Source organism: Ignavibacteria bacterium (assembly GCA_025612375.1).
GTDB lineage: Bacteria > Bacteroidota > Ignavibacteria > Ignavibacteriales > SURF-24 > JAAXKN01.
Map to the genome: position 1 here is coordinate 44,364 of JAAXKN010000006.1, position 25,719 is coordinate 70,082.

Sequence of the window (25,719 nt, forward strand, 5' to 3'; positions counted from 1 at the left end):
TACTTTTACTTTGTCTTAACTGCGTTTTCCTGCTTTCCTTCCTTTAGAAAGAACTTGGAGAAATACTTAATCCCCTTTATCGGAATGTAGGCTTCATCCATATGCTTTGATAAAGCATAGTGCAGCTCATATAATTTTTTCTCCAGCAGGTAAACATGCAGCATATATTCGAGCTCTTCTTTTTCAGGAGGAAGGAGCCCGGTCTGCTGAACGGTATCAAAGTACGACTGCATAAATACGCTTCCCATCCAGAGCCACCACTGCTCGGCAAATGATTCGAGCATCGTTATATCTTCAGAACGCGACGACTTGTATTCAATGAGTGCCGTATAAGCAGCATAATGAAACGACCAGATCATTCCTGCCGCATCCCTGAGGGGAGAGCGCTTGAGCTTTCTTTCGCTTATGGACTGGCTTTCCGGTCCCTCGAAATTTGTTATTACAAAATCTTTTCCCGTAAAGAGCACCTGCCCTAAATGGTAATCCCCGTGAATCCGGATCTTCTGAGTAGGAAGCTTTCTTACTAGTATTTTTGCAGCAAATGATAAAAGAGGCTGCTCAAGTGCAAGAAGATCCCGTGCCTCCTGCCTTAGGTCTTCCGGCATCAAAGGCAGATTTCTGTTAAGAAGCCTGTATGTGCCTCTTAAGAGACTTCTTACCGACTGGTAAATAGACCTCTGATAAAGCATTGAAAAGGGTTCTGGGCTGTATGCAGGATCATCTCTTAGTGAATAAAGCGCCATATGCATTTCCCCTGTCCTTTTTCCAAGAAGGCTTACCATTTCAATATTTATCCTTTCAACGATCTCACCGAAATATGGCGAGTCTTTAAGCTGGTCCAGATCCGAAAGGAAAGAAGATATCTGCGGAAGCCCGTTTTCATTTTCATTCTGTGCGGCAAGTACATTGTCAAAATGCTTCTTCACAACGTCAATAATATAGGACCATCCGTCGCTCTGATAGATGACATATTCTTTAAGCACACCTAAAGTTATTGGCGGCAGATTGCTCCTGAAGTACATTATCGCCCCGCCATATGGCGGAACATTTTCAAAATCCGTTCTGTCCGTAAGAAGCTTAAGTACCTCAACGCCGGGGTTTACCCCTTCGTCTAGCTTTCTGTAGAGCTTTACGGTCAGTGTGTCTTCATAAAGAAGGTTAATATTTCTTTTATCTATCCTCTGTACCTGCGAGGAAGTATATACTCTTCCTCCGGAGAAGATGCTCTTTATCCTCTTCTCAATTATTGCCCTCAGCTCCCCGTTTTCACCCCTGATGTTGCGCCTTCGTATAAGCATTTTTAAGAATTCCTGGCGGAATGTTTCATCATAGATTCCGTCATAAAGCGTGTGCACCTGCCCTTCGGCATTCAAGCATGCAATTGCGGAGCCTGGGGAGGCCTGGGAAATTTTCCTGGCTTTTTCATCGTTTGCAGCCGACAAAGGCAGGAGGTAATGTTCCGGAACCCTGTCCAGGTAACTGACTCTGACAATGAGCAGCACTTCATCTCCTGAAGCGTCAGGAATAAAGATCTCCTCTTCAATTTTTACTTCCTGAATTGTCAGACGGTCGCCTTCAAACCATTCGCACTGTTTTATGTAAGGGCTCAAAATTGTATCTTCAAAAATTGCCCGCATCTCCCCTTTCAAAATATTTTTCCAGCTGCCTTTTACACTTATTTCCGGAATTTTTCTTCCCTCCGGAGAGGGCACAGTCTCTTCCTGCTTCAGTATGAACCAGTAGTAGTCATACGGGTTTAGGGTCAGCATGTAAGTATTCTCCCCAATCAGCGGAAACCTGTTTCTGCTGAAAGCTTCAACAGGAATATAGCCCTGATATTTTGCCAGGTCCAGCTCTGCTACCTGCGGAAATCTCGAAAGATTTACAACAACTAAAACTACCTCTGCTTCGTATTTTCTGATAAATGCCAGCACCTTCGGATTGGCCGGAGAAAGAAATTCAAGGCTTCCGCGCCCGAACGCCTTGTGGCTTTTCCTGACGGCAATGGCTCTTTTCATCCACCACAAAAGACTCGAAGAGCTTCTTTCCTGCACTTCCACGTTTACAGCTTCGTAGTGATATTCAGGATCTATTATAACCGGCAGAAACAGTTTCTGCGGATTGGCAGCCGAAAAGCCTGCATTCCTGTCGGGTGACCACTGCATCGGCGTTCTTACACCGTTGCGGTCGCCAAGATAGTAGTTATCCCCCATTCCAATCTCGTCGCCATAGTATATAATGGGTGTTCCGGGAAACGAAAAAAGCAGGATATTCAGGAGCTCAATTTTTCTGCGGTTATTTTCAACCAGCGGAGCCAGGCGGCGCCTGATACCCAGGTTAATCCTTGCACGGTTATCCTTTGCATAAAACCTGTACATGTAGTCGCGTTCCTCGTCTGTCACCATTTCAAGCGTCAGCTCATCATGGTTTCTTAAGAACATAGCCCACTGGCACGATTCAGGAATTGCCGGCGTCTGCTCCAGAATATCAATGATCGGGAAGCGGTCTTCCATCTGGAGCGACATGAAAAGCCTTGGCATGAGCGGGAAATGAAACGCCATCTGGCATTCATCTTCATTACCGAAATACTCCACCGCATCCTCGGGCCACTGGTTGGCCTCGGCCAAAAGCATCTTGTTCTTAAAGCGCTTTTTAACGTATGCGTTAAGCGACTTTAAGAACCCGTGCGTCTCGGGAAGATTCTCACAGTTTGTACCCTCCCTCTCATAAAGATAAGGCACCGCGTCAAGTCTCAGGCCGTCAACACCCATATCAAGCCAGAAATCCACTACCCTGAAAAGAGCCTTATGGACGTGCGAATTGTCGAAGTTCAAGTCCGGCTGGTGCGAATAAAACCTGTGCCAGTAGTATGACTTTGCAACCGGATCCCAGGACCAGTTTGAGGTTTCAAAATCCCCAAAAATTATGCGGGCATCCTTGTACTTTTCAGGCGTATCACTCCATACGTAATAATCTCTTTGTACCGAACCCGGCTTGCTGATTCTCGCAAGCTGAAACCACCTGTGCTGGTCCGAGCTATGGTTCAGTACTAGCTCCGTAATTACCCTGATCCCTCTGCGGTGGGCCTCTTTTAAGAAATCCTTAAAGTCTTCCAGTATTCCGTACTGGGAATGAATATTATAATAGTCCGCAATATCGTAACCGTCATCTTTTAATGGTGAAGGGTAAAATGGAAGCAGCCAGACAGTCGTAACCCCAAGGCTTTCAATATAGTCCAGCTTTTCTAAGAGCCCTCGAAAATCTCCTATCCCGTCGTTATTGCTGTCGTGGTACGCTTTAACGTGTACCTGATAAATTATTCCATCTTTATACCACAATGGATTATCTTCCAGGAATTTCCCATCGGCGGTCATTAAGTTCTCCTTTTTAGACTAATAGTTTCTTCCGGTATGTAAAGAGGTTTGGATAAACCTGTTAAATAATAACTAATACAAAAGCTGTCTTCACCAATAAATTTTTATAAATTGCCCTTTACTTTAATTCCATTGGTTAAGCAGTTGATTAATTATTATAAATAAATAAAGCTGTAAAAATCTACTGATAAATCCGTTTCATTTTGGCACCCCGTAAGGCCAAATACCCGCACCTGTCCGCTCCGCGGGAGGCAGCTTTGTGTTTTTAATTTAAGGGGCTCAAAAAAAGAACTGCTTCTAATTAAATCTGTTATAATAAATTCAATTAGAAGCAGATATTATAGGAGTCACTAAATGGGTATTCCGAAAAATTCCGTATATATAATTAGCTGGCCTCTACGGCCTCAACATTAACTTCACTCTGAGCCATCTGTGTCAGCTTGTCGTCAGTGGCATACTCTTCATCCAGCGTATTCTGCAGAAGCTGCGCCAGCTTGTTCATACCAAGGTGATCTGCAAAAGTCCTGGCCGTTCCGTAAGAAGTTATTTCATAATGTTCTATCTTCTGTGCAGCGGCAATGATTGCAGCATCCATAACATTAGGATCGTTGATCTCATCCATCAGCTCTTTACCTTCCTGGATTATGCCGTCAATGGCAGGGCATTTTTTAGCTTTAGGAGTCATATTAAGTTCTTTGAAAACTTTCTCAAGCCTTGCAATCTGCTTTTCAGTTTCTTTTGAGTGCTGTTCAAATGCCTTTCTTACATTGGTCGATGACACCTTCTTTATCATTCTTGGCATCGTTTTTAATACCTGCTTTTCAGCATAGTATATATCCTTAACTGAATCGACTAAAAGGTCGTGCATTGATTTTATCGCCATATTGATTCCTTCCTATCTTTATTTCAAATCTTCGTCGTCATCAAAATCATCTTCATCGTCATCTTCATCAACATCGAAGTCGCCCTCGATCTCCTCCTCGTCAAAGTCCTCGTCTTCATCAAAGTCTTCATCTTCGTCGAAGTCCTCATCATCCTCATCAGCATCCGCATCCTCATCAGCATCCTCATCTTCATCTTCCTCGTCAAAGACTTCATCTTCCAGGCCCTCATCCAGGAGGCCGTCTTCTTCATCTTCAAAGTCCTCATCATCTGTAAATTCATCCATATCCGGCTGCATGATTTCTTCATCATCGTCCATTTCATCGTCGTCCGGATCGCTGCCGGGCAGTGAGGCCAATATGTGCTTAAAGTACAGTAATGTCAGAAGACATCTTAAATTATTAACTTGAGTATCTAATACCCACATCATTTCTCAACCTCCAAAGCGTTTTGTTTAAGAAAATTGGTTCATGATGAAACCGGTAACATTTATCTTAATTGAAGACTGAAGAAAACATTAACCAAAGAGTATTTCTATGGAAAATTAAACCTGCCAGTGAATACTGAAGGTAATGTATGAACTCTGACCGGTAAACTTACCCTGCAATATCTATTCACCGGGCCCACACAAAATATGCCCTTTTTGGAACTGCAGGGTCATGAAGTTTATTTTTTTGCTTCCACATTAATGCTGTTAACAGCCAGTTCAGTCAGCTTTTTATCTGTTTCTTTTTCCTCATCAAGTGTACTCTGCAGCAAATCCCTCGAGTCTTCATCTCCCAGTATTTCCGCGTATGTTCTTACCACGCCATAAACGGCAATTTCGTAGTGCTCGATTCTCTGTGCCGCAGCAATAAGGCCCGCATCCTTTACTTCAGGATCCGTAGACTGTCCCATCATCTGTTGTCCCTCGCGAATGATGCCTTCCATCCCGGCACAGCTTTTGCCTTCCGGAGATTCATTCATATTGCGGAATATTTCTTTCAGTCTGTCCAGCTGGCGCTTTGTCACGTCCAGGTGCTCATTAAAGGCATTCTTCAGTTCTTTAGATGAAGCGGACTGTATCATCTTCGGCATGGCATCAATGATTTGACTTTCTGAGCTTACAAGATCTCTCAATTCATCCATATAAAGTTTCTTCAGCGAATCGACTTGCATATTCATTCCTCCTTTGTTTATAACGCGTTTCTCTTTTCAATATATTTTTTTTGCCAAAAATGTCAAGATAATTACTTTTTCAGGCTAAGCAGAAATTAAGCTCTTTTATGCAATTGTAAATAGATTGTATTTTTTGACGGGACAACAGTATCATGATTATTTGCAGCAGTCTTCCGCCTGTTGCCTGCCTGCAACAGGCTTTACTTCAGGCGGCTTTACCCGGTATGAGCTCATGTGATCAGTTTTAGCGGCTATTGAAAGCTTTGGACTGATATACGGAATTCCAAGATCCAGCCCCCTCAGGATAAAAACTACGCCAAGAAGAAGAGCAAGTAATGGAACAACCCGTCTTAGCTTTTGCCTCAGTCCGATGCTTATATAATGACCCATTACTGAGATTGTAAACATCAGCGGCAGCGTGCCAAGCCCGAAAAGTCCCATATAGATCATCCCACTCTTAACCCCGGACGCAGTTACTGCACCCAGGAGCCCCACATACACGAGCCCGCACGGAAGCAGTCCGTTCAGAAGGCCAAGAGCCAATAAAGTAAATCCGGAATCCCTTTTTAACAGTTTCCCAATGTATGACTGCAGCTTCCTGTTGTAGAATCCATATACAGGAATTTTGCCGATTTTGTTTTTATATCTCCGTGGAACAATTACAAGAAATATTACTATCGCCCCGAGTAAAACAGATAGATTCTTCTGAATTCCGAACAGTGCAGCTGCACTGCCGAAAGTTCCAAAGAGCATTCCCAGAAATATATAAGCCGTTATTCTTCCCGCATTGTAAATAATTCTTCCTAAAAAAAAGCCCAGCCTGCTTTTTGAATTTGCAGGAAGAGCAACCATTAGAGGTCCGCACATGCCGGCACAGTGCAGGCTTCCTGCCATCCCGATTAGAAATGCGCTCCAGAGTTCCATTCATGCTTCCTTATTGCTGCTTAAAAAAGTTACCTTACATTAATAATCTCTTCATTCAGGTACTCCATACCTCCGGCCTTCCAGTTCATTTCAATTTTCCACAAGCCTTTTCTTCTCCCGCGGAAGTCTACAGACTGAACCAGATCCTGCCCCGGCTTAAGCGAAAGCCTGAAATCATATTTTCTGCCTGAAGGACGGGAAAAAAGGATTTCTCCCGTTATAGTTTCTTTAATTGTTTCGGGGAATTCTATTTTTACTTTGTCATCTGCCGGAATAAATTTAACCTCTTCTTTCAGGACCCGGGTGCGTTTAAGCTTTTCAATTCTGTCCTGGTAATTTATTTCATCATTATAATATTCATTTGACACCAGATCCATATCCTGCCCCATATAATAAAAGACAACTGAAAGAATGCCAAGCACAAACAATCCGTAAAGAAGAAATATTCTTATTCCCCAGTGAAATTTCATTTTTGTATTAATCCCGTTTGTGAAGTTATAATTATTCTTTATTCTACTTTTCCTAAAAACGATGTTTTTACTTCATCCACCTTTTTATCGCCTGCGTAAACAGATATCTTAAGAGGTGTAATCAGCCCTTTCAGTTTCTTCTCACTCAGTGTCACCAGAACTTTTGTTGCGGTTATTGCCTGCGCTTTGGAAATTAAATTGTCGTAACCGATTACTTTTATTTCGCCCTCTTCATATTCAAGCTCAAGCTTCATTGGGGTGTCGGTAAAAGTCTTGTTTGTGACCTTAAGGTCATAAATGTTGCTTATCCTGCCTCCAGCCTGCTCCTGCGAAAGGAGTCCCGGAGTCCTTAAAAAGCTTACGTCAAAGTCAGTTCTGGTTAAAAGCAAATATGCTACTACAGCAATCAGTATCATAATAACCGAGCTGTAGAAAATCACCCGTTGAGTAAAGCGGAATCCTTTCTTTTCCCTTATTCCTTTCAGCGAAGCGTAGCGTATGAGGCCTCTGGGCCTGCTGGTTTTTTCCATAACCATGTCGCAGGCATCAATGCACGCAGTACAGTTAATGCATTCGAGCTGCGTGCCGTTGCGTATATCTATTCCTGTCGGGCATACATCCACACACATAAGGCAGTCCACGCAATCCCCTTTTTCCGTCTTTACTTCGGACTTCTTCAGCTTTCCTCTCGGCTCACCGCGCGTGTAGTCATAGGCGATTACAAGAGAATTTTCATCAAGCAGAACGCCCTGGAGCCTGCCGTAAGGGCACACCAGAATGCATGCCTGCTCGCGGAACCATGCAAATACGCCATAGAATGCCAGTGAGAAAGCTGTAATTGAAATGAGCCCTGTCAGGTGCTCCCCGGGAGGATCACTCACAATACGGTTGAGTTCACCGGTTCCGATAACCCAGGCAAGGAAAGTATTTGCAACCAGAAACGACAGAATAAAAAATATTACGCTCTTCAGGCCTTTCTTCATAATCTTCTCAGCCGTCCATCGGGACTTTTTCAGCTGCCTCTGCCTTGATGCATCGCCTTCAATCAAGTATTCAATTTTTCTGAATACCATCTCCATAAACACCGTCTGTGGGCATACCCAGCCGCAGAAGACCCTCCCGAAGATGGTGGTAAAAAGAAATATAAACAGCACGAGCGCAATCATTGAAAGCAAAAGTAAAAAGAAATCGTGCGGCCCGAAGACTGTTCCCAGAATAATAAATTTCCTGTCAACTATATTTATCAGGAAAACAGGATTTCCCTTATACCTTAAAAAAGGAGCACCGAAAAAAAACAGGAGAAGAACTATACTAACCATTGTCCTCGCCTTGTAATATTTCCCTTTCGGCTTTTTGGGATAAATCCAGTTTCTTTTTCCCTCTTTACTTACAATGCCGAGTCTATCCCTGAACTCCTGGTCCCTATCTGAAGCTGCCTGGCTCATATTTTTCATTTCCCTCTAACACATATTTATTTTTTAACCATAGTGTTTGCACTGTCCCTTGAACTCTCATCCGAGGGCTTTACCAGTACCCCCTGCGGGGCTTTGGCATTAGGGGGATTAGTACCGTGAATTGAAATGACGTAGCTTGCAACTTCCTGTATCTGTTTTGGACTCAGCTGCCCATCCCAGGTCGGCATTCCCTTCTGCTGCACGCCGTTTTTAATTACCTTAAACACATTTTTAATTCCGGCTCCATGTATCCAGTAGTCGTCCGTCAGATTGGGTCCCACGACACCTTCACCTGCCCGGCCGTGGCATACAGAGCACTTTGCCATAAATGTCTCTTTCCCGCTTAAGAGTGATCCCGCGTCCTTCAGCTCCTCCACGTTGGCCTCTGTTACAAGCTTCCCCTGACGGAAGAGGATCTCTTTCTGTAGCTCTGCTTCCTGCACCTCAGACTGGTATTCATCCTGTGAAACCTGCCCCGATCCAAACACGTGGAAGACCATCAGGTAAATTGCGGCAAACAATATTGAGCCGTAAAAAAGGATGTTAAACCAGGGGGGAATTTTATTATTAAGCTCTCTAATCCCGTCGTAATTATCTTCCATCATAATGTCTTTTTCTTCTTCCAGCGGGGCGGCAGCGCTGATTCTGCTGACAAGCCTCTTAAAGAAGAACTTCTTTTCCCCTGCCTCAACTTCCGGACGGTTTCCATAAACCAGTGTGATGATTAGTATTACAAAAATCAGTATCCCAAGCAGTACTGATGCCCATTTTGCATAACTGCCCCAGTTCATCTCCTCCTGTGGACTGGCCTGCTGTGCAGCATCCTGAGAAAATGTATTCACGTAATTTAGTAGCGTAATGAGACCCGTAAGGACAATGAAAACTATTGAGCTGTAATTATTCCTTCGGGCCTTAATATCCGGTATTGTCTTCACCATTGTATTTCCCGTTATTATTGTTTTCATCAAGAGGAAGCTTTTTCATTTTGCTGGTATAAGTCTTATCCATCCTGAATATCCAGATTAAGAGAAGTATAAACAATACGAAAAATATAACCAGGGCAATTGCAGGATAAATCCCTATATCTTTTATTGTCTCCAGAAATTGTGATAACATTTTTGGACGCCTTTTGCTATTTCATTGCCTGAATTACTTTAATGTCGGTTCCAAGCCTCTGCAGGTATGCAATCAGAGCTATTATTTCCTTGTCGGCTTCAGCAGGAACGCCTGACGAGAGAAGGCCTTTTGCAATTGCATCTGCCTGTCTTGTAAGTTCTGTATTTGCAAAATTTTCGTAGCCTGCACGGTAAGGCACCCCGATCTTTCTTAGAGCATTTATCTTAGCCCCTGTCTTACTTATGTCAAGCCTCTGCGTGTAAAGCCAGGGATAAGAAGGCATTATGGAGCCGGGCGACATTGAAGACGGGTTCTGCATGTGGTAAAAATGCCATTGGTCGGAATACTTTCCTCCTTCGCGCTGCAGGTCGGGCCCCGTGCGCTTTGAGCCCCAGAGGAAGGGATGGTCATAAACAAATTCGCCTGCCTTTGAATATTCGCCGTACCTCTGGGTTTCACTGCGGAAAGGCCTGATCATCTGTGAGTGGCAGTTGTTGCACCCTTCCCTCTGGTATATGTCGCGCCCCTGCTGCTCAAGAGCCGTAAGCGGCTTTACACTTGCAATTGTGGGGACGTTTGATTTTACAAGGAATGTCGGAATAAATTCAACTATTCCGCCGATTAGTATTGCAACTGCCGCGGCAATTGTAAACTGCACTGGCCTCTTCTCAAGCCAGCGGTGACCCCTGTCGCCTCCATTGCGGCTTATTATTGCCGGAGATTCTGCAGCCTCATCTATGAGGAAACTGCCCATCTTCATTGTCTTTAGAAGATTAACAACCATAATTATCACCCCGGCAAAATATGCCGATGCGCCGATTGCACGTATAACATACATCGGAATAATCTGCAGCACGGTTTCCAGGAAGTTCGGGTACTGAAGAACTCCAAGCGGTGTAAACTGCTTCCACATGAGCGACTGTGTTATGGCTGCCCAGTATAAAGAGAGCGCTACAAATACAATACCCGCGGTTCCAAGCCAGAAGTGAATGTTTGCAAGCTTTTTACTGAAGAGCTCAGTGCGGTAAAGCCTTGGAACGAGCCAGTACAGAATTCCAAATGTTAGAAAGCCGTTCCACCCCAAGGCCCCGATGTGCACGTGGGCTATTATCCAGTCCGTATAGTGCAGAGCAGCATTGACATTCCTTAGTGACAGCATCGGGCCTTCAAATGTCGCCATGCCGTATGCCGTTACGGCAACTACCATGAACTTCAGCACCGGTTCTTCACGGACCTTATCCCACGCGCCCCTTAGTGTTAAAAGCCCGTTTATCATGCCTCCCCATGAAGGCGCAATCAGCATGATTGAAAACACTGTTCCTAGTGACTGTGCCCAATCGGGAAGCGCTGTATAAAGAAGATGATGTGGCCCCGCCCAGATGTATATAAATATGAGCGACCAGAAGTGAATTATTGAAAGCCTGTATGAATAAATGGGACGGTTTGCTGCCTTCGGAAGGAAGTAATACATGAGTCCCAGATATGGTGTCGTAAGAAAAAATGCCACGGCATTATGCCCGTACCACCACTGCACCAGTGCATCCTGAACACCCGCATAAAGTGAATAGCTCTTAAAAAGTGAAACAGGCATTTCAAGTGAATTGACGATGTGTAAAATGGCAACAGTCACCCACGTTGCAAGGTAAAACCATATTGCAACGTACATGTGAGGCTCTCTTCTTTTTATAAGTGTGCCCAGAAGGTTAATGCCGAAGACGACCCACACAACGGTTATTGCAATATCAATCGGCCATTCAAGTTCCGCATATTCCTTGCTGGTCAGGTATCCCAGGGCGAATGTAACAACTGCTGAAAGTATGATCAGCTGCCAGCCCCAGAAGTTTATCTTGCTCAAAAGGTCGCTGTACATCCTCGCTTTGCAGAGGCGCTGAATGGAATAATAAACTCCCATAAAAATTGCGTTACCCACAAAAGCAAATATTACGGCATTTGTGTGTAATGGCCTTATGCGTCCGAACGTGACATACTGAATGCCCAGGTTAAGCTGAGGCAGGAAAAGCTGTACTGCTGCAATAAGCCCCACCAGCATTCCAATTATCCCCCATACAATAGTTGCCAGGGCAAAGTTCTTTACGATCTGGTTATCATAACTGAAGGTTTCCACCTTAACTGAAACTTCCCCACGAACAGCTTTTATATCTCCATTGCTGTAATCCGGTTTATCTTTTCCCATTATTCCCCTCCTGGAATTACTACCTGATTTATATTTTCACTTTTCCTTTCTTTTTTGGTCCGTGTTAATCTTCAATTCGTCATCCAAAAGAATTCTAACCGACGGCGTGTATTTGTCATCGTACTGCCCGCTTTTTACGGCCCAGATGAAAGCCCCTAAAAATATGAGGGCAACAAGAAGGCTGAAAAACATCAGTATAACCAGTACCCACATGCTAACGTAACCCCTTTATTTTTGCCATCAGATTTGTTGAAAGTGTTGCAAGAGCAACTACCGTAATTGAGCTTAAGGGCATCAGTATTGCAGAAATAACGGGTGTCAGGTTATTATTAATTGCAAAACTTATCCCCGCTATGTTGTATAACAGTGATATAACAAGGTTCATATAAATTATTTTCATGCTTGTCCTGGAGAACTTAAGAAAATCAGCCAGTCTGCTGAATTCCCCGGCCTCCAGTATTGCATCGCACGCAGGAGAAAAGTTAACTGCCTCCTCCGAAATTGAAATTCCAACGTCACTCTTCATCAGGGCTCCTGCATCATTTAAGCCGTCACCAATCATGAGCGTTGAGCAGTTTTTCATCTGAAGTTTTTTTATGTGACTCAGCTTATCAAAAGGGGACTGTCTGAAATGTATTTTCGCTTTTGAGCCAAAGAGGTCCCTCAGGGTTTCTTTCTCACCGTCGAAGTCCCCTGAAAGCACTGAGATTTCATATGTCTGAAGATAAGAGGCCAGTTCCTTTATTCCATCCCTGTAAATATTGGTGGCTCTGAAGAAACCTTTTATTTCATCATTAATTGAGACGTAAACCGTTGAGCTGCTGCCGGAGGGAATTCCGGCCTCTGTGCCTATTACAAAAGAAACCGATCCGAGCCTTGCTTTCTGCCCCTGCACAATGCCTTCTAGCCCGCGCCCCGGATACTCCATGAATTCCTCTATCCCCCAGAGCCTTACCTCGGGCATCAGTTTCAGTATGCTTCTGCTTAAAGGATGTATGGAGTTGTAGAGCACAGACTTAATTACTTCTTTTTCTTCTTCTGAAAGATCCGCGCCGTAGAACCTTATATTCCGTTCATTCAGCTTTGTCAGTGTACCGGTCTTGTCAAAGACCACGTGATCTATCCCGGAGAGTTTTTCCACAACCGAGGCATTCTTTAAGTAGAATTTATTTCTGCCGAAAATCCTTAGCGTACTGCCCAGCGTAAAAGGAACAGAAAGTGCAAGCGCGCAGGGGCAGGCAATAATCAGAACTGAAGTAAAGACTTTTAAGGCCTCTGCAATGCCCGCCTGAAGCCAGTACAGTCCGGCACCTGAGGCGATAAGGAGAATTACTGCTGTAAAATATTTTCCGGCAAGGTTGCTGAAAGTTATTATTTTATTTTCATCGGGTTTAACAAAGTCGCTGCTGTTCCAGAGCTGTGTAATGTAGCTTTGAGAAGTCTTCTTTATTACTTCCAGCTCCAAAGCCGTGCCTTTCTGCCTTCCGCCTGCATGGATTATTTCTCCTTCTGCTATTTCTACAGGGACAGATTCACCGGAGACAAAACTGTAATCGATATTGGCTCTTCCCCTTATCAGTACTGAATCCGCAGGAATAAGCTCATTATTTCTTATTAGAATTCTGTCACCTTCTTTCAGGGCTGAAAGCGGAACAGAAGCCTCACCCTCCTCTTTCTTTATAACTGCATAAGCAGGGAAATACGATTTATAATTCCTGTCAAAGCTCAGGACGTTATAGGTCTTCTCCTGAAACAATCTTCCAAGGAGAAGAAAGAATACCAGTCCGCTTAAGGAGTCCATGTATCCCACTCCCGAATGGGCCAATATCTCAAAAACGCTCCTTCCAAAGAGTGCAATAATTCCTAGTGAAATCGGGAAATCTATATTTATCATTTTCTTTTTTAAGGCTCTGAAGGCTGAGGTGAAGTAACCGGAGCTGCAGTAGAAAAATACCGGCAGCGAAAGAGTCAGTATAATATAGCTGAAGAATCCTTTAAGAAAGAGGTCTACATTGTTTACAATGGAGAGATACTCCGGGAAGCTTAAAAGCATGATGTTGCCAAAGCAGAAGCCTGCAATTCCGGTCTTGTAATAAATACTTCTGTCCTGTGTTTTTTTGTTCCCCTCTTCCGTAGCCTGCAGGCTGATTTCAGGCTCATAGCCTATTGTCGCCAGCAGTTCGGCCACACCCCGCAGGCTGATTATCGTTTCGGTGTACCTGATGGTAATTTTTTTCTGAAGGAAATTTACGCGCGAATACTGCACTCCGGCATTAAACTTATATAAATTTTCCAGAAGCCAGATGCACGAGCTGCAATGCATAAAAGGGATATAAAATGTTACGGTTGAGACCGTTCCGTCTGTAAGGTCTATAAGCCTTCCGGCAGTACCGGAATCGTCCAGATATTCAAACTTCTTTTTTAGGTGAGACTTTTTCTGTTGTGCCCCGGGTGCAGCAGTAAAGGCATAGTAGTGGCCCAGGTTATTCTTTTCCAGAATTTCATAAACTGTTCTGCATCCCAAACAGCAGAAGTTTTTCTCTCCCAGAGCAATAGCCTCTTCAGGGCAGTCGCTGCCGCAGTGATAGCATTTAACTTCAGAAGCTGAGATTTTTTCCATTTTTATTTATTATAATTGAAAATCATCTGGTTGAAACTGCACAGAGAACAGGAAACGACAATTCCGGGAGGTATGCTTGCGGCCCAATTGCCCCAGTGGCCCGCTTTCTTACTTATTTAGCTAATATTTATTAAAAAGTAAACACTTTTTTTATTTTTCAGGATGAGAAGTCTGTTTTTGCGGATGCGGCAGTTGGGCTATTGGGGAGTGCACGTATGGTATGATTCTTCATTTAAAAATAAAAAACCCGGCCTTTTTAGAAAGCCGGGTAACCTGACATTTAACAACAAAAATCAGTTCATATCTTTATCAGTTCATGTCTGCAAAGTTCCTGAAGATGTCATCTACTTTTCCCTGCAGGTCCTGCTCTGTTCCCAGGAGGTCCTTCAGAGTCGTGTTCTTAAGTACATTATCCACAGAGTTCTGAACAACCCTCCAGAGCGATCTTACAGAACAGTCAATACTATGCGTGCATATGTTTTCAACGCCGGCATGGGTTCCGCAGAATTCCTCCTCCTCAAAGAGTTTTCCGCCAAGAAGCGCAAGCACGTCGCTCAGTATGATCTTCTCAGGCGGCTTGGCCAGAGTATATCCGCCGACCTGCCCTCTTTCGCTTTCCAGGAATCCTCCCATACGGAGTATACGCAAAAGCTTAGCGGCGTTGTGCGTGGTTATACCTTCAAACTGGCTTATTTCAGGAATGGTAAGTGATTTGTTGATCCTGTAGAACTTGCCTATCCTGAGCAGGCAGCGAAGCCCATATTCTTCCTGTGCACTGAATTTCATATTAGTCCGGGATTTTTGTTACTTAAAAACATTTTAATAACACTACTTAAAAGAACCCTAATTGGCATTGTGGCGCGGGATGCTCGACCCGCATGCCCTAGCGTATTCCAGCTTTGCATAGTCCTCTCTTGAAATGGAAGGGCCTTCTTTTGTGCAGAACTGGTTAAATACCTCAACGAGCTTTTCAGCAATCTCCTGCGGGGAGTAGCCTTCGATGTCATAACGCTGCATCATGTAAACGAGCTTCCCGTCCTTAAAGAGTGCCGCCGAAGGGCTCGAGGGCGGAAAGTCTGAAAGATAACCGCGTACACGGTCCACTGCATCCCTGTCCTGCCCTGCAAAAACTGTCACCAGGTGATCGGGAATCCTGCCATTCTGAAGCGCCAGGTTCACTCCCGGGCGTGCGCTTCCTGCAGCGCAGCCGCAGACGGAGTTGATCATTACAAATACAGTCCCGAGCGTGGGATCGGTTATGTATTTGTCAACTTCCCCGGGCGTTCTTGCTTCAACAAAGCCTGTATAGGTTAACTCATCACGCATCGGCTGAACTGCTTCGGGATCATAAATCGGGGGCCTGGAATTTATATTGAAATTATACATTATATCTGCCTTTCATATATATATATTATTGTAGTAAGAAATTTTAATAAAATCCGAGCTCTATTTTAGCAATGTCCGACATCATGTCCCTGTCCCATGGCGGATTCCAGACAAGGTCCACATACACGTCATTTACTCCCGGAATATTCTTCAGTTTCATTTGAACCTCACCGGGCAGGCTTCCTGCCACCGGGCACATGGGAGAGGTCAGTGTCATCTTGAGGTAGACATTATTCTCATCATCAATTTTAATTTCGTAAATAAGCCCAAGCTCATATATGTCAACCGGAATTTCAGGATCATAACAGGTCTTCAGAGTCTGAATGACCTCCTGCTCCAGAAATTTTTTGTCAGCCATCTTAAATTATCCTTTCTCTTATATTATTCAGTTGATGCTGATTTCTCTTCTTTTAATGCGCTCATCATTGTATGCCAGGCGAGGCTTGCGCATTTTACGCGCGAGGGGTAATCCCTTACGCCTGAAAATACGGCAAGTTTGCCCAAAGACGAAAGGTCCTGCTCGCTGCCGATCCTTGAGGTTACGACGTCATGAAATTTGTTGAACATATCTTCGGCTTCCTGCCTGGTTTTCCCCTTCAGCATAGAGGTCATTAAGGATGCCGACGACTTTGAAATTGCACAGCCGGAACCCTGAAACGATATGTCCTTGATTTTGTCCCCATCAAGGTCAATGTAGACCCATATGTGGTCACCGCAGAGAGGATTAAAGCCTTCTGCATCGTGGTTGCAGGTTTCACATTTGCGGTAGTTTCTTGGACTCTTGTTATGGTCCAGAATTACTTCCTGGTAAAGATCACTTAATTCTGACATTATCCGAATACCCTGATTACTTTTTGTATTCCGTAAACTAATTTATCGATTTCACTTTTGGTATTGTAGAACGCAAATGATGCCCTTGCTGTTGCCGGTATGCAGAACCTCTGCATTACGGGCTGGCAGCAGTGATGCCCTGTTCTGATTGCAATGCCCTCACTGTCGAGTATAGTTCCTATGTCATGCGGATGAACATTGTCCATTATGAATGATATGAGTGAAGCCTTGTTCTTTGCCGTTCCTATTAAATGAACGCCGTCAACTTCAGATATCTTTTCAGTTGCATACTTAAGGAGCTCTTTTTCATGCTTTGCAACCTCATCCATCTTAAGATACTTCATATAGTCAATTGCGGCGCCAAGGCCTATGGCTCCGGCAATGTTGGGCGTGCCGGCCTCAAACTTGTTCGGTATATCATTAAAAATTGTTTTTTCAAATGTCACCGAGCGTATCATGTCGCCTCCCGTCTGATAAGGCGGCATATCCTGCAGGAGCTCTGCTTTGCCGTAGAGGATTCCAATTCCTGTAGGGCCAAAAAGTTTGTGCCCCGAGAACACGTAAAAATCACAGCCCAGCTCCTGAACGTCAACCTTGACGTGGGCAACACCCTGAGCGCCGTCAACAAGCACCGGGATGTTCCTTGCGTGTGCCTTCTGTATAATTTCCCTTATGGGGTTTACTGTGCCGAGTGAGTTTGAGATCTGGACGATGGAAACAAACTTTGTCTTTTCGTTTAAGAGCTTATCATATTCTTCCATGATAAGTTCACCATCATCGGTAATCGGAATTACCCTTAGTCTGGCTTTTTTCTCCTCGCACAAAAGCTGCCAGGGTACAATGTTGGCATGATGCTCCATGGCGGAGATTATTACTTCGTCGCCTTCCTTAATGTGAGTGCGGCCGTAAGTCCATGCAACGAGGTTAATTGCCTCTGTAGCACCCCTGGTAAAAACAATCTCGCAGGCGCTTATTGCATTTAAGAATTCCTTGATCTTAAGCCTTGCATCCTCGTAGGCAAGCGTTGCCTGCTCACTTAAGTAATGCACGCCGCGGTGCACGTTGGAATTGATCATTGTGTAATAGTCGCGCACGGTATCTATAACAGAATACGGCTTCTGAGTCGTAGCGGCATTATCCAGATAGACAAGCGGCTTGCCGTTAACCAGCCTCTGCAGAATCGGAAAATCCTGCCTTACTCTTTCCACGTCAAAGGCGGCACCTGTCTTTTCACTTGATTGTACTGTTGTCTGGTACATTGGGTTATTCATCTTCTTTTAATTTTTCTTAAGAAACCTTTTTCAGCTTTTCAAGTATCTGACTGTTAACGGTTTCTTTTAATTGTTCAATATTAATTAAGTCTATCACGTCGCTTGCAAAAGCGTTTATTAAAATCGACTGGGCTTTCTCAATTCCCACGCCCCTCGACTGCAGATAGAAAAGTGCATCCTCATTTAACTGCCCCACGGTTGCACCGTGGCTGCATTTAACGTCGTCGGCAAAGATTTCAAGCTGAGGCTTTGTGTCTATTTTTGCAGTCCTTGAAAGCAGCAGGTTTTTATTCGACTGATATGCCTGCGTCTTCTGCGCGTCTTTTCTTACTATTACCTTGCCGTTAAATACTCCGCGCCCTTTGCCGTCAAGTATACCTTTATAAATTTCATTGCTGCTGCAGTGCGGAACCGCGTGATCTATAACCGTGTGATTGTCAACGTGGCGCTTGCCTTCAGCAAGATAAAGCCCGTTAAGATTTACTTCGGCATATTCGCCGCCGAGATACGAATTGAGGTCGTTTCTTACAAAGCCCCCTCCGTACGTAACGGCAAATGAATGAAACGTGCTCGTCCTTTCCTGCCTTACCTGCAGGCGGCTTATGTGGAAGGCTTCATCCGACTCGTTCTGCAGCTTATAATAGTTCACAACTGCATTTTCTTCCAAGACAACTTCTGTTACAGAATTAAACAGGTATGCCCTGTCAGAAGTGCTGTTGTGGCTTTCAATTATTTTTGCCTGGCTGTTTTTGCCCGCAATTATAAATACACGGGGCTGAATTAAAACTTCCTCTGTGTCGCTTCCGGATAAGAACATGAGGTGAATCGGATCTTCAAGAATTTTGTCTTCAGGAATTCTGATTACTGCACCGTCATTTAAGAAGGCCTTGTTTAACGCATTAAAGCCGTTTACAGGCTCCGATAAATATCTCGTTATCACTTCAGAATCATCATTTATTACCGAAGAAAGATCTTCCGCCTGAAGAGTTTCTGCGCCTTTCCGCCTTACTGAAAGCTCTTCAATCATCCTGCCGTTTACAAATACGAATAAGTTAACCGGCAGGTCTTTTATTAAATACTTTTCCACCGTTTCTTTTGAAAAATCCGCGTCCCCGGTTAAATGTGCCGGGACAAACGTGTGCTTTAGTATAGGAGCCGTATTGGTGTACTTCCACTCCTCGCTGTCTGTTGAGGGAAAACCTGTCTCCATGAACTGCTCCATTGCCTTTTTGCGTTCATTGTGCAGGCGGGTTTCCTTCAGGCCGTTTAGCGACTCTTCGAAAGTTTCGAAGTGCGCATGGTAGTAGTCCCTTAAATCTGTTTTTTCTATAGTTTCTGCCATATCAGAATAAATTCTCCTCTTATTTCGTAGATGCCGGAATGTTGTTTTCCTCTTTAATCCAGTCGTAGCCTTTTGCTTCAAGTTCAAGCGCAAGCTCTTTGGTGCCCGACTTAACGATGCGTCCGTTATAAAGGACGTGCACATAGTCAGGAACTATGTAGTCTAAAAGTCTTTGATAGTGTGTAACTACAACGACAGCTTTTTCCCTGCTCTGCTCTTTGAAAACATTCACCCCGTTTGCCACAATCTTAAGCGCATCTATGTCCAGACCTGAATCGGTCTCATCCAGTATTGCAAGCTTTGGATCTAAAACGGCAAGCTGGAATATTTCGTTCCTTTTCTTCTCACCGCCTGAGAACCCCTGGTTTACAGGACGGCTGAAGAGTGTCTGATCCATGCCTACTACTTTCATCTTGTCTCTTATGAGCGAAAGGAACTCCATTGCATCAAGTTCTTCCAGGCCCTTGTACTTGCGGATTTCATTTACCGCGGTCTTAAGAAAAGTTGCGTTGCTTATGCCCGGTATTTCCACGGGATACTGGAATGCCAGGAATATTCCTTCTCTTGCCCTGTCCTCAGGCGGCATTGAAAGAAGGTCCTTGCCTTCAAAGGTCACGCTTCCGCCTGTTACCGTGTAGCCTTCGCGCCCTGCAATTATGCTTGCCAGCGTGCTTTTTCCCGAACCGTTGGGGCCCATTATAGCATGAACTTCACCCGGATTGACTTTTAAGTTTATACCTTTTAAGATTTCTTTTCCTTCAATGGATGCATAGAGATCTTTAACAGTCAGCATTATTTTATTCCTCTTTTTGCAATATTTTTTGTAAAAGCAGAAAACCCTGCTTCAATTGTGTTTACTTTAACATTAACCTACGCTGCCTTCAAGGCTTACGCTTAAAAGGCGCTGCGCCTCAACTGCGAACTCCATCGGGAGTTCCTTGAATACTTCCTTGCAGTAGCCGTTTACAATGAGGTTTACAGCGTCCTCGGTTTTGATTCCTCTTTGATTGAGGTAAAATATCTGGTCTTCACCGATCTTTGAAGTTGTTGCCTCGTGTTCAACGGTTGCAGTCGGGTTATCCACTTCAAGGTATGGGAAGGTGTGGGCTCCGCACTTGTCGCCTAGAAGGAGCGAGTCGCACTGCGAATAGTTTCTGGCGCCTTCGGCCTTGGGACCTATTTTAACCAGTCCCCTGTATGAGTTCTGGCTGCGCCCGGCAGAAATGCCTTTTGAAACAATCGTGCTCCTGGTATTTTTTCCTATATGGATCATCTTTGTTCCTGTATCCGCCTGCTGCATATTATTAGTTAATGCAACCGAATAAAACTCCCCAATTGAGTTATCCCCCTGAAGTATGCAGCTTGGATATTTCCACGTAATGGACGAACCTGTTTCAACCTGCGTCCAGCTGATCTTTGAGCTTCTTCCCCTGCAGGCACCCCTTTTTGTAACAAAATTGTATATGCCGCCCACGCCGTTTACGTCGCCTGCGTACCAGTTCTGCACGGTTGAATATTTGATCTGCGACCTTTCGTGTGCAACAAGTTCAACAACAGCCGCGTGAAGCTGGTTGGTATCCCTCATAGGTGCCGTACAACCTTCCAGGTAGCTGACGTATGCGTCGTCATCGGCAATAATAAGAGTCCTTTCAAACTGCCCTGTGTTCTCGGCATTAATTCTGAAATATGTGGACAGTTCCATCGGGCAGCGCACGCCTTTGGGTATGTATATAAAAGATCCGTCCGAGAAGACTGCTGAATTAAGTGAGGCGTAGAAGTTATCTGTATAAGGAACGACTGAACCGAGGTACTTCTTAACGAGGTCGGGATGGTTTTTAATTGCCTCCGACATAGAACAGAATATGATGCCAAGCTCTGAGAGCTTCTCCTTGTATGTTGTTGCAACAGAAACGCTGTCAAAAACCGCATCCACGGCCACTCCGGCCAGCATTTTCTGCTCTTCCAGGGGAATTCCAAGCTTGTCAAAGGTCTGCACCAGCTTCGGGTCCACTTCTTCCATGGAATTCAGTTTTTTCTTCTGTTTCGGGGCTGAATAGTAGACAATATCCTGGTAATCGATCGGTGGATACTTAACGTTCTGCCATTTAGGCTCCTTCATCGTAAGCCAGTGCCGGTAGGCTTTCAGTCTCCACTGAGTCATCCATTCGGGTTCCCCCTTTTTGGCCGAAATAAAGCGGATTATGTCCTCATTTAAGCCTTTCGGGGCCTCATCGGCCTCAATATCCGTAACAAAACCGTACTTATACTCCGTATTGGCCATCTTTTCAATGGTCTTTATCTCAGTGCTCATATATCTCCTTCAAGATCAAATTCGTTTTTGAACTTATGAAAACTATACAATCTATATAAAAAAGTCAAGATTATTATTATAAATTTTAAGTACTCATACCATCAAAACATATTCCGTCGGGTTTTTGTTTCATTTTCGGGGCGAAAAGTTCAAGAGTCCTTGTCTCTTTCAGGAATAGACCAGACCCTGCGAGGAAGGTGATCCGGGATGCTTCCGGCATTTTTTTTGGGCCAGGTTACCCGCCATAAGTTGCACATTTTTTGCAGAGTCTATATATTTGCTTATAACTTACAATTATTCAGGAGGTTTTAAGGATTCTTTAGTTTTACAGTTTTATTTTATTTTCTTACTACTAAAGGAACCTTAAATGCGCTCTATTATTGCTTTTGTATTCCTTATTACTTCTATTTGCTTTTCGCAAAATAAACCCCATACAGTTTCCGGCAAAATAGTCAACAAACGGGCAGAACTCCTATGCCGAACTGCAATGTGTCAGTTCATGGGATAAACAGAGGTACTGTTTCCGATACCTCCGGGAATTTCATTCTTTATTTGCCCTCCGGAACCTACCAGCTCAAATTCAGCCACGTCGGCTTTAAGACAAAATTCCTGGACCTCAACGTCAACTCAGAGGGAAAACTTAAAAATCTGATAATTGAGATGGAAACCTCTTCAATACTGGAAAATGAGGTAACTGTAGTAGGTAAAAAGGAAAGGGCGACCTTAGAAAGGCAAAAGCTTGAAAGGCAGGATATCAGGAATATGCCGAACCTTTATTCCGATGCACTCAGAGGCGTACAGATCTTACCCGGGGTTACCTCAAATAATGAATTGAGCAGCAGTTATAACGTCCGCGGAGGCAATTTTGATGAGAACCTTATGTATCTTAACGGATTTCAGATTTACCGCCCTTTTTTGCTAAAGCAAGGAGCCGAGGAAAACCAGACCCTTATTAACCCTGCAATGGTTAGGAATATGGATTTCTATGCCGGCGGTTTTCCTGCAAGACTGGGTGACAAAATGTCTTCGGCTCTTGAAATATCATACTTAAATGAATTTAGCGACAGCCTTCATGGCAGTTTTAGAAGTGATCTCATGAACCTTGCTGCTTCAGTTAACCATAGATACAAAAGCCTTAATTATGCTATTGGGACAAGATATGCCTATCCAGGCCTGTTCTTAAACAAACTGCATACAACCGGCAGTTATATGCCCTATTTTGCCGATATTCAGTCTTTCTTTCATTATAATTTTTCGCCTGACACCAAAGCCGAGCTTTTGCTGATATACGCCAATAACAAATACAAATTCTCTCCTTATGAATTTGAAAGCAACTTTCAGCAGGCAGACATAGATGCTGAGGGAAATATGGGGAAGTATATCAGGGGAATTAAAATTAATTTTTCAGGAGTTAATGATTATAATTTTACCACGCGCTTTGCGGGTCTTAAATTGCAAAAAGTTTTATCGGATGTGGCTGAACTGTCGGCCGGCATTTCCGCATATAACACGAAAGAAACTGAATCGGGCAACACTTATTCCGATATTTATTATACGCCCGATCTGGAGTATTCAGCAAATCCAACGTATGAATATATAAAGTCCCGGGTTCAGCAATCTGATAACAGTATTGATTTTTCATCTTTTAACATTCAGCTAAACGGGAAATTCAAGCTGGCAGATCACAATCTTGATTTTGGATTTATAGCAAATACTATTAAGATCGATAACCTGGTAAATGAGAACTCCTTTGAAATATCGGCAGCTTATTTAACAGATTTTCCTTATTCCAGGTACATTCATACAAATATGAATTTTTCATCATATGCATTTTATGGACAAGATGAGGTACTCCTGGGTGAGGCAGTCCGCCTGAATTTTGGAGCGCGCTATTTGGTATATGACTATACAAAAGAAAAGCTCTTTAGTCCAAGAGCCTCTCTTTACTTCTATCCTTCCGGCAGGCATACAATTAATTTGAGCTGGGGATATTATTATCAGCCCCCGATGTATTATGAATTCAGGAACAAAGTTTCTCCTGATGGCTCCTCTCTTAAATCCCAAAAGGCAATATTCTATGTGCTCGGATGGGACTACAAATTTAAGGAGAAAGTTAAATTTCAATTGCAGACATATTACAAGGATCTTGATAATCTCATTCCGTACTATGTTGAACAGCTGAAACTTGAATACGGCGCTAGCAATAACATGAGGGGCTATGCCTACGGAGTAGATATTCAGTTTCAGGGAGAAATAACAAAAGACGTACAAAGCTGGATTGGATACAGCTACCTTAACACAAAAGAAAAATATAAAACAGATAACAGCACTTATCTTAGGCGCTTCCTGGATCAGTCCCATACGATACAGATATTCCTGCAGGATAAGTTTCCAAAGCACCCCAACTGGCAGTCGCACCTCAGGATAATCTTTGGAAGCGGTTTTCTTTATCCTATGCGAAAAGCCGTTACAGATTCCACTACAGGAAAGCAGTCCATTACAACTTTACTTGATCAGAGGGAAGTCTTCCCGTTTTACATGCGGGCCGATATGGGTTTAACCGTGAACATCAGCATCTTTAACAAGTATGATCTTCGGATTTTAGCTGAAGTGTTAAATGTTTTTGACAAACAGAACATCGCCAATTATATATGGGTACAAACTTTTAAGGAAGTAAAACAACCCGTTTGGATACCGCAGATGTACAGCGAAAGGTTTTTTAATTTGGGATTCGAGCTGAATTTCTAGAGAAGGCGTATGTAAATGAAGAGCCGGGAATACACGCTTCCCGGCTCTAAAGTGAAATGTAATCTTATTTGAAGTTCCTGAGGAAGTCTATCCTGTCTTCTACCTGGCGCACAGGCACAAGAAGCTTGTCTTTTCCATAAATTGCATCATTTCTGTCCCTGAAGACGAGCTCGTAATCCTTGCTCATTACAATTGCCTCCTCTGGGCAGACCTCCTCGCAGAAGCCGCAGAAGATGCAGCGGAGCATGTTTATTTCAAACTTCTCAGGGTAACGCTCCTTTTCAAGCGGAGTCTCGGAAGCCTGTACCTCAATTGCAAGAGCCGGGCATACCCTTGCGCACAGGCCGCAGGCGACACACCTTTCAGTCTCGTTTTCTTCCTTTACCAGTACCGGGCGCCCCCTGTAGGAGGCAGGCGGTATAAACTTTACTTCCGGGTATTCCATCGTAAACTTCGGACGGAACATGCTTTTTAATGTAAGCCCCAGCCCTTTTACGATCTCAGGTATATATAACTTTTCAGATAGTGTTAAGTCTTTTTTTCTTTTTTTAACCGGCATACAATAACCTTTCCTTTATATTTTGAATATCATTATTAAAGCTGCAACCCATAAAAGGTTTAATAATGACAACGGGAACATCACTTTCCAGCCCAGATTCATTAACTGATCGTACCTGAAGCGCGGTATCGACCAGCGCACCCAGATAAAGAAGAAGAGAATAAGTGCCATCTTTAAGAGGAACGACAAAATCTGAATTCCAACTGTAAGCCATGCCGAAAGCCCGAACTTATCTATATAAGGAAACTGCCAGCCGCCTAAGTAAAGTGTTACTATCATTGCGCTTGCAATTATCATGTTGGCATATTCGGCAAGGAAAAACCCTGCAAATTTCATACTGCTGTATTCGGTGTGGTAGCCTCCTACAAGCTCAGGCTCTGCCTCCGGTAAATCAAAAGGCAGGCGGTTTGTCTCGGCAAATGCCGAGACAAAAAATGTTATAAATCCTATCGGCTGAACGAGGGCATTCCACATAAAGCCGTACTGTGAGGCAACTATTGCCGCAGGCCTCAGGCTTTCTGCAAGCATAATTACGCCTGCAATTGAAAATCCCATGGAGACTTCATAGGATATCATCTGTGCCGAGGAACGGATGCCGCCTAAAAGAGAGTATTTGCTGCCCGATGACCAGCCGGCAAATGTAAGTCCGTATACACCAAGCGAGGTCAGGGCCAGGACATATAAAACGCCTATATTCACGTCGGCCAGTGCAAGCTGAATAGTCCTTCCGAAAAGCTGAATGTCAGGACCAAAAGGAATAACTGCATAAGTTGCAAATGAAACAAAAAGCGTGATAAATGGTGCCAGAGAGTGAATGTATTTATTTGCGTTTGCAGGTACAATGTCTTCTTTTAAGAGGAGCTTGAACACGTCTGCAAAAGGCTGCAGAGCCCCATATGGCCCTACACGGTTTGGGCCCCTTCTGTTCTGTATCCATGCCGAAATCTTCCTCTCAAAATACACGAGGTAAGACACCGTCAGGAGCATTACGGTTACAACAATCAGAATTTTAGCAAGAGCTATCCCTGCTTGAATTAAAATTTCCATGGCGATCCCGAAAATTAAGCTTTTTCTTAGTT

Annotated in this window: 23 protein-coding genes; 1 reads left to right on the top strand and 22 read right to left on the bottom strand. The window is 43.9% G+C overall.

Going from position 1 to position 25,719, the window contains the following annotated elements; all coding sequences use genetic code 11:
• Nucleotides 1–5 precede the first annotated feature (5 nt).
• From treS to sufB, 20 genes are all read right to left on the bottom strand, one after another.
• Entirely contained in the window at nucleotides 6–3,374 is a 3,369-nt protein-coding gene (treS, locus tag HF312_06075) for a maltose alpha-D-glucosyltransferase (protein ID MCU7519767.1), read from the bottom strand.
• Nucleotides 3,375–3,759: 385 nt separating this feature from the next.
• Nucleotides 3,760–4,257, bottom strand: a complete 498-nt coding sequence (locus HF312_06080) for a ferritin-like domain-containing protein (protein MCU7519768.1) — start codon at nucleotides 4,255–4,257, stop codon at nucleotides 3,760–3,762.
• A gap of 18 nt (nucleotides 4,258–4,275) precedes the next feature.
• Nucleotides 4,276–4,686: a hypothetical protein gene (locus HF312_06085; protein MCU7519769.1), complete on the bottom strand. Its 411-nt coding sequence runs from the start codon at nucleotides 4,684–4,686 to the stop codon at nucleotides 4,276–4,278.
• A 236-nt stretch (nucleotides 4,687–4,922) separates the two neighbouring features.
• The gene (locus tag HF312_06090; protein MCU7519770.1) at nucleotides 4,923–5,414 is read right to left on the bottom strand and encodes a ferritin-like domain-containing protein; all 492 of its coding nucleotides are present in this window, start codon (nucleotides 5,412–5,414) and stop codon (nucleotides 4,923–4,925) included.
• 156 nt (nucleotides 5,415–5,570) lie between these two features.
• Nucleotides 5,571–6,338, bottom strand: coding sequence for a sulfite exporter TauE/SafE family protein (locus tag HF312_06095; protein MCU7519771.1), 768 nt, complete (start codon nucleotides 6,336–6,338; stop codon nucleotides 5,571–5,573).
• Nucleotides 6,339–6,367: 29 nt separating this feature from the next.
• The gene (locus tag HF312_06100; GenBank protein ID MCU7519772.1) at nucleotides 6,368–6,808 is read right to left on the bottom strand and encodes a hypothetical protein; all 441 of its coding nucleotides are present in this window, start codon (nucleotides 6,806–6,808) and stop codon (nucleotides 6,368–6,370) included.
• A gap of 38 nt (nucleotides 6,809–6,846) precedes the next feature.
• Nucleotides 6,847–8,253 (bottom strand): cytochrome c oxidase accessory protein CcoG, encoded by a 1,407-nt coding sequence (gene ccoG, locus HF312_06105; GenBank protein ID MCU7519773.1) that lies wholly within the window; start codon nucleotides 8,251–8,253, stop codon nucleotides 6,847–6,849.
• Between the two features lie 26 nt (nucleotides 8,254–8,279).
• A complete protein-coding gene (locus HF312_06110; GenBank protein ID MCU7519774.1) occupies nucleotides 8,280–9,200 on the bottom strand; it encodes a c-type cytochrome in 921 nt (306 codons plus the stop codon).
• Nucleotides 9,175–9,378, bottom strand: coding sequence for a cbb3-type cytochrome c oxidase subunit 3 (locus HF312_06115; protein MCU7519775.1), 204 nt, complete (start codon nucleotides 9,376–9,378; stop codon nucleotides 9,175–9,177). The genes HF312_06110 and HF312_06115 overlap by 26 nt, the downstream gene beginning before the upstream one ends.
• 16 nt (nucleotides 9,379–9,394) lie before the next feature.
• Nucleotides 9,395–11,572 carry a cytochrome-c oxidase, cbb3-type subunit I gene (gene ccoN, locus HF312_06120; GenBank protein MCU7519776.1) on the bottom strand — a complete coding sequence of 726 codons (2,178 nt, stop codon included), beginning with the start codon at nucleotides 11,570–11,572 and terminating at the stop codon, nucleotides 9,395–9,397.
• A gap of 36 nt (nucleotides 11,573–11,608) precedes the next feature.
• Nucleotides 11,609–11,785 (bottom strand): cbb3-type cytochrome oxidase assembly protein CcoS, encoded by a 177-nt coding sequence (ccoS, locus tag HF312_06125; GenBank protein MCU7519777.1) that lies wholly within the window; start codon nucleotides 11,783–11,785, stop codon nucleotides 11,609–11,611.
• Nucleotide 11,786: 1 nt separating this feature from the next.
• Nucleotides 11,787–14,192, bottom strand: coding sequence for an HAD-IC family P-type ATPase (locus HF312_06130; GenBank protein ID MCU7519778.1), 2,406 nt, complete (start codon nucleotides 14,190–14,192; stop codon nucleotides 11,787–11,789).
• A 309-nt stretch (nucleotides 14,193–14,501) separates the two neighbouring features.
• The gene (locus tag HF312_06135) at nucleotides 14,502–14,978 is read right to left on the bottom strand and encodes an Rrf2 family transcriptional regulator (GenBank protein ID MCU7519779.1); all 477 of its coding nucleotides are present in this window, start codon (nucleotides 14,976–14,978) and stop codon (nucleotides 14,502–14,504) included.
• Between the two features lie 57 nt (nucleotides 14,979–15,035).
• Nucleotides 15,036–15,578: a BrxA/BrxB family bacilliredoxin gene (locus HF312_06140; protein ID MCU7519780.1), complete on the bottom strand. Its 543-nt coding sequence runs from the start codon at nucleotides 15,576–15,578 to the stop codon at nucleotides 15,036–15,038.
• 43 nt (nucleotides 15,579–15,621) lie between these two features.
• On the bottom strand, nucleotides 15,622–15,936 hold the full coding sequence (locus tag HF312_06145) for an SUF system Fe-S cluster assembly protein (GenBank protein ID MCU7519781.1): 315 nt from the start codon (nucleotides 15,934–15,936) through the stop codon (nucleotides 15,622–15,624).
• Nucleotides 15,937–15,959: 23 nt separating this feature from the next.
• Nucleotides 15,960–16,412 carry an SUF system NifU family Fe-S cluster assembly protein gene (locus HF312_06150; GenBank protein MCU7519782.1) on the bottom strand — a complete coding sequence of 151 codons (453 nt, stop codon included), beginning with the start codon at nucleotides 16,410–16,412 and terminating at the stop codon, nucleotides 15,960–15,962.
• Nucleotides 16,409–17,668 carry a cysteine desulfurase gene (locus tag HF312_06155; protein ID MCU7519783.1) on the bottom strand — a complete coding sequence of 420 codons (1,260 nt, stop codon included), beginning with the start codon at nucleotides 17,666–17,668 and terminating at the stop codon, nucleotides 16,409–16,411. Before HF312_06155 ends, HF312_06150 begins: the two co-directional genes overlap by 4 nt.
• Before the next feature lie 28 nt (nucleotides 17,669–17,696).
• Nucleotides 17,697–19,022: a Fe-S cluster assembly protein SufD gene (gene sufD, locus HF312_06160; protein ID MCU7519784.1), complete on the bottom strand. Its 1,326-nt coding sequence runs from the start codon at nucleotides 19,020–19,022 to the stop codon at nucleotides 17,697–17,699.
• Nucleotides 19,023–19,041: 19 nt separating this feature from the next.
• Nucleotides 19,042–19,815, bottom strand: coding sequence for a Fe-S cluster assembly ATPase SufC (gene sufC, locus HF312_06165; protein ID MCU7519785.1), 774 nt, complete (start codon nucleotides 19,813–19,815; stop codon nucleotides 19,042–19,044).
• A 72-nt stretch (nucleotides 19,816–19,887) separates the two neighbouring features.
• Nucleotides 19,888–21,333, bottom strand: coding sequence for a Fe-S cluster assembly protein SufB (sufB, locus tag HF312_06170; GenBank protein ID MCU7519786.1), 1,446 nt, complete (start codon nucleotides 21,331–21,333; stop codon nucleotides 19,888–19,890).
• A 474-nt stretch (nucleotides 21,334–21,807) separates the two neighbouring features.
• Here sufB and HF312_06175 point away from each other — a divergent pair, with 474 nt between their 5' ends.
• Complete coding sequence (locus HF312_06175) at nucleotides 21,808–24,081, top strand: TonB-dependent receptor (GenBank protein MCU7519787.1); 2,274 nt, start codon at nucleotides 21,808–21,810, stop codon at nucleotides 24,079–24,081.
• Nucleotides 24,082–24,145: 64 nt separating this feature from the next.
• On the opposite strand, the gene nuoI is transcribed toward HF312_06175, so the two are convergent.
• Nucleotides 24,146–24,640, bottom strand: coding sequence for an NADH-quinone oxidoreductase subunit NuoI (gene nuoI, locus HF312_06180; GenBank protein ID MCU7519788.1), 495 nt, complete (start codon nucleotides 24,638–24,640; stop codon nucleotides 24,146–24,148).
• A gap of 15 nt (nucleotides 24,641–24,655) precedes the next feature.
• A complete protein-coding gene (gene nuoH / locus HF312_06185; GenBank protein ID MCU7519789.1) occupies nucleotides 24,656–25,687 on the bottom strand; it encodes an NADH-quinone oxidoreductase subunit NuoH in 1,032 nt (343 codons plus the stop codon).
• Between the last annotated feature and the right edge of the window lie 32 nt (nucleotides 25,688–25,719).

What these genes read in the sequence shown, in the direction of transcription:
- treS (MCU7519767.1), bottom strand. Translation starts at nt 3,374, where the DNA reads ATGACCGCCGATGGGAAATTCCTGGAAGATAATCCATTGTGGTATAAA.
- HF312_06080 (MCU7519768.1), bottom strand. Translation starts at nt 4,257, where the DNA reads ATGGCGATAAAATCAATGCACGACCTTTTAGTCGATTCAGTTAAGGAT.
- HF312_06085 (MCU7519769.1), bottom strand. Translation starts at nt 4,686, where the DNA reads ATGATGTGGGTATTAGATACTCAAGTTAATAATTTAAGATGTCTTCTG.
- HF312_06090 (MCU7519770.1), bottom strand. Translation starts at nt 5,414, where the DNA reads ATGCAAGTCGATTCGCTGAAGAAACTTTATATGGATGAATTGAGAGAT.
- HF312_06095 (MCU7519771.1), bottom strand. Translation starts at nt 6,338, where the DNA reads ATGGAACTCTGGAGCGCATTTCTAATCGGGATGGCAGGAAGCCTGCAC.
- HF312_06100 (MCU7519772.1), bottom strand. Translation starts at nt 6,808, where the DNA reads ATGAAATTTCACTGGGGAATAAGAATATTTCTTCTTTACGGATTGTTT.
- ccoG (MCU7519773.1), bottom strand. Translation starts at nt 8,253, where the DNA reads ATGAGCCAGGCAGCTTCAGATAGGGACCAGGAGTTCAGGGATAGACTC.
- HF312_06110 (MCU7519774.1), bottom strand. Translation starts at nt 9,200, where the DNA reads ATGGTGAAGACAATACCGGATATTAAGGCCCGAAGGAATAATTACAGC.
- HF312_06115 (MCU7519775.1), bottom strand. Translation starts at nt 9,378, where the DNA reads ATGTTATCACAATTTCTGGAGACAATAAAAGATATAGGGATTTATCCT.
- ccoN (MCU7519776.1), bottom strand. Translation starts at nt 11,572, where the DNA reads ATGGGAAAAGATAAACCGGATTACAGCAATGGAGATATAAAAGCTGTT.
- ccoS (MCU7519777.1), bottom strand. Translation starts at nt 11,785, where the DNA reads ATGTGGGTACTGGTTATACTGATGTTTTTCAGCCTTCTTGTTGCCCTC.
- HF312_06130 (MCU7519778.1), bottom strand. Translation starts at nt 14,192, where the DNA reads ATGGAAAAAATCTCAGCTTCTGAAGTTAAATGCTATCACTGCGGCAGC.
- HF312_06135 (MCU7519779.1), bottom strand. Translation starts at nt 14,978, where the DNA reads ATGAAATTCAGTGCACAGGAAGAATATGGGCTTCGCTGCCTGCTCAGG.
- HF312_06140 (MCU7519780.1), bottom strand. Translation starts at nt 15,578, where the DNA reads ATGTATAATTTCAATATAAATTCCAGGCCCCCGATTTATGATCCCGAA.
- HF312_06145 (MCU7519781.1), bottom strand. Translation starts at nt 15,936, where the DNA reads ATGGCTGACAAAAAATTTCTGGAGCAGGAGGTCATTCAGACTCTGAAG.
- HF312_06155 (MCU7519783.1), bottom strand. Translation starts at nt 17,668, where the DNA reads ATGTACCAGACAACAGTACAATCAAGTGAAAAGACAGGTGCCGCCTTT.
- sufD (MCU7519784.1), bottom strand. Translation starts at nt 19,022, where the DNA reads ATGGCAGAAACTATAGAAAAAACAGATTTAAGGGACTACTACCATGCG.
- sufC (MCU7519785.1), bottom strand. Translation starts at nt 19,815, where the DNA reads ATGCTGACTGTTAAAGATCTCTATGCATCCATTGAAGGAAAAGAAATC.
- sufB (MCU7519786.1), bottom strand. Translation starts at nt 21,333, where the DNA reads ATGAGCACTGAGATAAAGACCATTGAAAAGATGGCCAATACGGAGTAT.
- HF312_06175 (MCU7519787.1), top strand. Translation starts at nt 21,808, where the DNA reads ATGCCGAACTGCAATGTGTCAGTTCATGGGATAAACAGAGGTACTGTT.
- nuoI (MCU7519788.1), bottom strand. Translation starts at nt 24,640, where the DNA reads ATGCCGGTTAAAAAAAGAAAAAAAGACTTAACACTATCTGAAAAGTTA.
- nuoH (MCU7519789.1), bottom strand. Translation starts at nt 25,687, where the DNA reads ATGGAAATTTTAATTCAAGCAGGGATAGCTCTTGCTAAAATTCTGATT.